Genomic DNA, 5,585 nt, shown 5'->3' with positions numbered 1-5,585 from the left:
CTTCGTTGATCTTGATCTTCAGCGCGACGCGGTTGCGCGGTTGCGGCACCACTTCGGCGTCGACCTCGGCCGAGTATCGGCCCTGGGCCACGTACTGGCGCTGCAGTTCGTTACGCACGCCTTCGAGGGTGGCACGCTGGAAGATCTCGCCCTCGGCCAGGCCCGATTGCTTCAGGCCCTTCATCAGGTCTTCGGTGCTGATTGCCTTGTTGCCTTCGATCTCGATGCTCGACACCGACGGGCGCTCGACCACGTTGATGATCAGCACATTGCCATCGCGGTTCAGCTGAATGTCCTGGAAGAACCCAGTCTTGAACAGGGAACGGGTCGAGTCCACCAGGCGGCGGTCATCCGCCTGGTCGCCGACGTTCAGCGGCAGGGCACCGAACACACTGCCGGCGGAAACCCGCTGCAGGCCGTTGACCCGGATGTCGGCGATCCTGAAGGGGGAGGCCTGAACCAGTGTGGCTTTCAGCAACAGGATGGAGAGCAACAGGCGCGGGTAGTTCATCGGGGGTTCCAGACAAGCGGATTCGGAGGGGAGCAAGCGCGGGCAACCCGCAAGCAGCGGGCGATGAGGATACGGGCGGGCTGTGTACGGCGCGGTTAGCCGAGGGTAAAGATGTGTAAAGTCCGACCGGCCGGCGGTGACAGTGCCGCCGTGGAGGGCGATCATTAACGCCCCTGCAATTGCGATATCTGGCCCCGATGATCCCCGTGCTGCTGGTCGACGACGACCGCGAACTGACTGAAATGCTCTCTTTGTACCTGGCGCGCGAAGGCTTCCAGGCCACGGCCGTGGACACTGGCGAGGAGGGCGAGGCCCAGGCGTTGTCCGGCCAGTATCAGGCGGTGGTGCTGGACGTGATGCTGCCGGGTATCTCGGGTATCGAAGTGCTGCGGCGCGTGCGTGCGCGCAGCCAAGTGCCTGTACTGTTGCTGACTGCCCGTGGCGACAACATCGACCGCATTGCCGGCCTTGAACTGGGGGCCGATGACTATGTGCCCAAGCCCAGCTCGCCGGGTGAACTGGTGGCACGCTTGCGGGCGATTCTGCGCAGGGTGCAGCCGCAGTTGATGGGCGAGGCCAGTGCCCCTGAGCAAGTGCGCACGGGTGCATTGAAAATGTGGCCGGGTCGTCGCGAAGCGCACTGGGGCGACGCCACGCTGGAACTGACCGGCTCGGAGTTCAGCCTGCTTGAGGCGTTGGCCCGCCAGGCTGGACAGCTGGTCAGCAAGCAGGACCTGTCGCTCAATGCCTTGGGCCGGCCGCTGACCCGCTACGACCGGCGCATCGATGTGCATGTCAGCAGCATCCGGCAAAAGCTCGGCCCGCGCGCTGACGGCAGCAGCTGGATCCAGAGCGTGCGTGGCATGGGCTACATGCTGATAGTCGAATGATGCGCCGACGCCTGTTCTGGAAGCTGTTCCTGGCATTCTGGCTGGCCAACAGCCTGACCTTTCTGGTGGGCGCAGCCACCTTCATGCTGAATGACTGGCGTGGAGACAGCCCGGCACTGCGTTCGCTGCTGGCCACCGAGCTGCAGCTGTTGCAGCGCTATGGCGAACAGGCCGGTCGGCAGTTGCTGAACGTGTCGCCGCAGCCACCCGATGTGCAGGTGGGCCTTTACGATAGCCAAAGGCAACTGCTGGCTGGGAAGGCGGTACAAGTGGCCCGTTTCGAGCAAGCCTTACGCGACAGCGAGGGCCGCCCGCTGGTGCTGCGGGCCTCGGTGGCCACAACCGTTGGCGAGCCACCACGTCCGCGCGGGATGGGCCCTTTGTTTACCGGCACGTTGATGAGTGCGTTGTTTGCCTTCTTGTGCAGCCTGTACCTGACACGCCCGCTGGCGTGGCTGCGTGAAGCGATGGGCCAGGTGGCCCAGGGCCGGTTCGACGTGCGCGTGAAACCCCGGCTTGGCAAACGCCGTGACGAGATTGTCGAGCTGGCCGAAGACTGTGACCGTATGGCCGGTCAACTCAAGGCCCTGGTGCAGGCGCAACAGAACCTGCTGCATGACATTTCCCACGAGCTACGTTCACCACTGACCCGTATGCATGCCGCCATCGGCCTGATGCGTCAGCAACCCGACCGGCTCGATATGCTGGAACGGGTCGAACGTGAGTCGCGGCGAATGGACGACCTGATCGAGCAGTTGCTGACCCTGGCCCGCGCTCAGGCGCGGCAGGGCAACCGCGACTTTGCCAGCGTGGATGTGGTCGAGTTGCTGGCGCAGATCGTCGAGGACGCCCGTTTCGAGGCGGGTATGAAACAGTGTCAGGTGTCGTTGCATGCCCAAGGTATGTTTCTCATCCACGGGCATGAGGAGCTGCTGTACCGGGCATTCGAGAACATCATCCGCAACGCTGTGCGCTATACCGCAGCCGGTACGGAGGTGCTGGTGCAGGCCTCGCTGGCGCCGGGCGGGCAATGGTTGCAGGTCAGTGTCAGCGACCATGGGCCGGGCGTAGAGCCGGCCCGCTTGCAGCGCATCTTCGAGCCGTTCGATCGGGGCACCGATGACAGTGGCGATGGCTTTGGCCTGGGGCTGGCGATTGCACAGCGGGCTATTGCGTTGCACGGCGGCAGCATCACGGCGCTGGCTGCCGACAGTGGCGGGTTGCGGGTACGCATCGAGCTGCCGCGGGCCAGCCCTGCCTGAATCCAGGGCTGAGTTACCGGGCGTTTCGCACACCCGCTGGGTGCGGGTATTTCAATGGCCGCCTTTCATCCGTCGCGCCACCCGATAAATCCCTAACCCGACCAGTGCCGTCGCCGCGCCAATGTAGCCGGTACTTGTCCAGCCCATGCCTGCGGTAATCGCCATGCCACCCAGCCACGGCCCCAATGCATTGGCCAGGTTGAACGCCGCATGGTTCGATGCCGCTGCCAGGCTTGGTGCTTCATGGGCAATGTCCATCAGGCGGATTTGCAGCGGCGCTGCCAGGGCAATCATGGTACCCACCAGGCCGATACCCAAAAGCAGGCTCCACAGTGCCTGGGCAGCGAAGGTGAAGAACAGCAGTACGGCAATCGACCACACCAGCACCAACCCCACCGCGCGGAACTGCAAGCGATCAAACAGTTTGCCGCCAGCGATGTTGCCGACGATACCGCCCACGCCGAACGCCGCCAGGCCGAATGGAATCCACTGTGGTGACACTTGGGTTACTTGCAGCATGGTCGGTGCCAGGTAGCTGAATACACAGAACATGCCGGCAAAGCCGATCGAAGCGATTGCCAGCGCCATCCATACCTGCGGGAGGGCGAAGGCTTGCAGCTCCTTGCGCGGGTCGCTGCGGACTTCGTCGTGGCGCTGGGGCACGAAGCGCCACACCAGGGCGATGGTGCACAGGGCAATCGCGCCGACCAGCACGAATGCCGAACGCCAACCGAAGTACTGGCCCAGGAAGGTGGCCACCGGGTTGCCGAGCAACATGGCCAAGGTCAGGCCCATCATCACCCGGGCAACGGCACCCGCTCGGTGGTCCTTGGGCACCATGCTCGAGGCCACCACTGCGGCAATGCCGAAGTAGGCGCCGTGGGGCAAGCCGCTGATGAAGCGGAAGGCAACCAGGCCGCTGAACGAGGGGGCAAAGGCCGTGGCCAGGTTGCCCAGGGCATACAGCAGCATCAACAGCAACAACATGTGCTTGCGCAGCAGTTTGGCACCCAGAATCGCCAGTGTCGGGGCGCCAACCATCACCCCCAGTGCATAGGCGCTGATGGCGTGGCCCACCTGCGGCTCGCTCAATTGCAGGTCGTTGGCGATGTCGGGCATCAGGCCCATGATGGCGAACTCGCCGGTGCCGATGGCAAAGCTGCCCAATGCCATGGCGGCTTCCATCTTGGCGACGGTGGTTTTGCTGGGAAGAGGGGGGTGTTCCTGGACTGACATCGGGATCCTTACTGAAACATGCTGAAACGTTCAAGGCGGGATCATAGTCAATGTTCGCTTGAAACGTCGAGGAAGCTGGACAGCTTCCTCCGCATCTGCTGGGTTCAGGCAGGTTCTGCTGCCGAGCTTACGAATGCCTCTGGAGCGGCCTGAATGCGAATGGAGTACAAGTGTGCCCCTCAACGCTCCAGATAATGTGTCTGCGCGGCAAAATCGATGAACCGCTTGCTGGCCAGCGACAGGTATTCCCCCGACCGCCAGCACAGGCGGAAGCTCATCAGTTGCGCTGGTCGGAACGGCACCCCGACGATGCCCGGTGTGCGCTGCTGCACCGAGCGTAGCAGGGTCGCCACGCCCATGTTGTCCAGTGCGGCCTGCACCACCAGCGAGACGAAGTTGCTCTGCAGCGCCACCTGATAAGTAATGCCATGTTCGGCGAAGAACGCGTCCAGCAGGTGACGTTGCACGAACGTTCGGTCGAACACCACCATATCGGTATTGCGCAGGTCTTCCGCCGTGAGGAAGGCCTTGCCCGCATAGGCGTGGTCGGGGTGCATGCACGCCAGCATCTCGTCACTGCCCAGCAGGATCGACTCCTTGTCGGGCGGCACGCGCCTGGACTCCAGCAGTGCAAGGTCGATTTCACGCTGTTCCAGGCGGTGGCCAATGTCCTCGGCACTGCCTTCGAACACGGTCATGGCAATGCCTGGGTATAGCTTGCGAAAGGCATTCATCAAGCCGGGCACATAGTGCAGGCCGAACATCGGGGGAATACCCAGACGCACTTCACCGCGTTTCAGGTCGGCCATGTCGCGCAGTTCTTGCCGGGCGACATCCATCTCACGCAGGGCCGATGCAATGCGCGGCAGAAACTGTTCGCCTTCGGCGGTGAGGATCACCTTGCGCGTAGTGCGGTTGAACAGGGTGACCCCCAGTTCTTCTTCCAGCCGGGTTACGGCCATGCTCAGTGCCGGCTGGGCGATGTGCAGGTGCTGCGCGGCTTTGGTGAAGCTGCCCTGGCGCACGATCTCGACGCAGCAGCGCAATGCCTTGAGGTTCATTGAGGCGTTCTACCATTCATAACAAGCTGTGATGCTAAGCATCATAACAATATATTTATTATTATTAACCAGAGGGCCTACGATGCGCGCCACTGAGACATCCTGCAACATCTCAGTCACGCAGTGTCATAACGCTGCAATCCCACAAAGATTTTGAGGTAGTACCCCAAATGGCCAAGGCCGCCGATGTCGTTGTGCAATGCCTGGAAAACGAAGGTGTCGAGTATGTGTTCGGCATTCCCGGTGAAGAAAACCTCGACCTGCTCGAATCCCTGCGCAAGTCGAAGATCAAGCTGGTACTGACCCGTCACGAGCAGTCTGCAGGCTTTATGGCCGCCACCTATGGCCGTCTGACCGGCAAGACCGGCGTCAGCCTGTCGACCCTCGGCCCTGGCGCCACCAACCTGGTTACTGCCAGCGCCTACGCCTACCTGGGCGGCATGCCGATGATGATGATCACCGGCCAGAAGCCGATCAAGAAGTCCAAGCAGGGCCGCTTCCAGATCATCGACGTGTGCGGCATGATGGACCCCATCACCAAGTACACCCACCAGTTCGCCTCGGCCGACAACATCCCGTCGCGCATGCGCGAAGCCTTCCGCCTGGCCGAAGAAGAAAAGCCGGG

General features: G+C 62.5%; 6 protein-coding genes. 3 read left to right on the top strand and 3 right to left on the bottom strand.

What is annotated here, in order from left to right:
* Positions 1-511: POTRA domain-containing protein (locus tag D906_RS26340; RefSeq protein WP_305888499.1), on the bottom strand; the 511-nt coding region annotated here is incomplete at its 3' end.
* Positions 512-708: 197 nt separating this feature from the next.
* On the opposite strand from D906_RS26340, the gene D906_RS26335 reads away from it, so the two are divergent.
* Positions 709-1,401: a response regulator transcription factor gene (locus tag D906_RS26335; RefSeq protein ID WP_025755066.1), complete on the top strand. Its 693-nt coding sequence runs from the start codon at positions 709-711 to the stop codon at positions 1,399-1,401.
* The gene (locus D906_RS26330) at positions 1,398-2,663 is read left to right on the top strand and encodes an ATP-binding protein (RefSeq protein WP_027615842.1); all 1,266 of its coding nucleotides are present in this window, start codon (positions 1,398-1,400) and stop codon (positions 2,661-2,663) included. Before D906_RS26335 ends, D906_RS26330 begins: the two co-directional genes overlap by 4 nt.
* A gap of 51 nt (positions 2,664-2,714) precedes the next feature.
* Here D906_RS26330 and D906_RS26325 read toward each other — a convergent pair whose 3' ends face one another.
* Both D906_RS26325 and D906_RS26320 read right to left on the bottom strand, forming a co-directional pair.
* Positions 2,715-3,899 carry an MFS transporter gene (locus D906_RS26325; RefSeq protein ID WP_019099394.1) on the bottom strand — a complete coding sequence of 395 codons (1,185 nt, stop codon included), beginning with the start codon at positions 3,897-3,899 and terminating at the stop codon, positions 2,715-2,717.
* A gap of 179 nt (positions 3,900-4,078) precedes the next feature.
* On the bottom strand, positions 4,079-4,960 hold the full coding sequence (locus D906_RS26320) for a LysR family transcriptional regulator (RefSeq protein ID WP_016714070.1): 882 nt from the start codon (positions 4,958-4,960) through the stop codon (positions 4,079-4,081).
* 170 nt (positions 4,961-5,130) lie between these two features.
* Between D906_RS26320 and D906_RS26315 the strand changes: the two genes are divergently transcribed.
* Positions 5,131-5,585, top strand: a 455-nt coding sequence (locus D906_RS26315; RefSeq protein ID WP_256586170.1) for a thiamine pyrophosphate-binding protein, incomplete at its 3' end; no start/stop codon positions are given.

Source organism: Pseudomonas sp. LAIL14HWK12:I1 (assembly GCF_003202095.1).
Lineage (GTDB): Bacteria > Pseudomonadota > Gammaproteobacteria > Pseudomonadales > Pseudomonadaceae > Aquipseudomonas > Aquipseudomonas monteilii.
The sequence above is the reverse complement of the archived record's forward strand: the minus strand, read 5'-3'. Positions and strand labels throughout refer to the sequence as shown.

Coding starts and splice junctions, on each gene's coding strand:
- D906_RS26335 (WP_025755066.1), top strand. CDS start 709: ATGATCCCCGTGCTGCTGGTCGACGACGACCGCGAACTGACTGAAATG.
- D906_RS26330 (WP_027615842.1), top strand. CDS start 1,398: ATGATGCGCCGACGCCTGTTCTGGAAGCTGTTCCTGGCATTCTGGCTG.
- D906_RS26325 (WP_019099394.1), bottom strand. CDS start 3,899: ATGTCAGTCCAGGAACACCCCCCTCTTCCCAGCAAAACCACCGTCGCC.
- D906_RS26320 (WP_016714070.1), bottom strand. CDS start 4,960: ATGAACCTCAAGGCATTGCGCTGCTGCGTCGAGATCGTGCGCCAGGGC.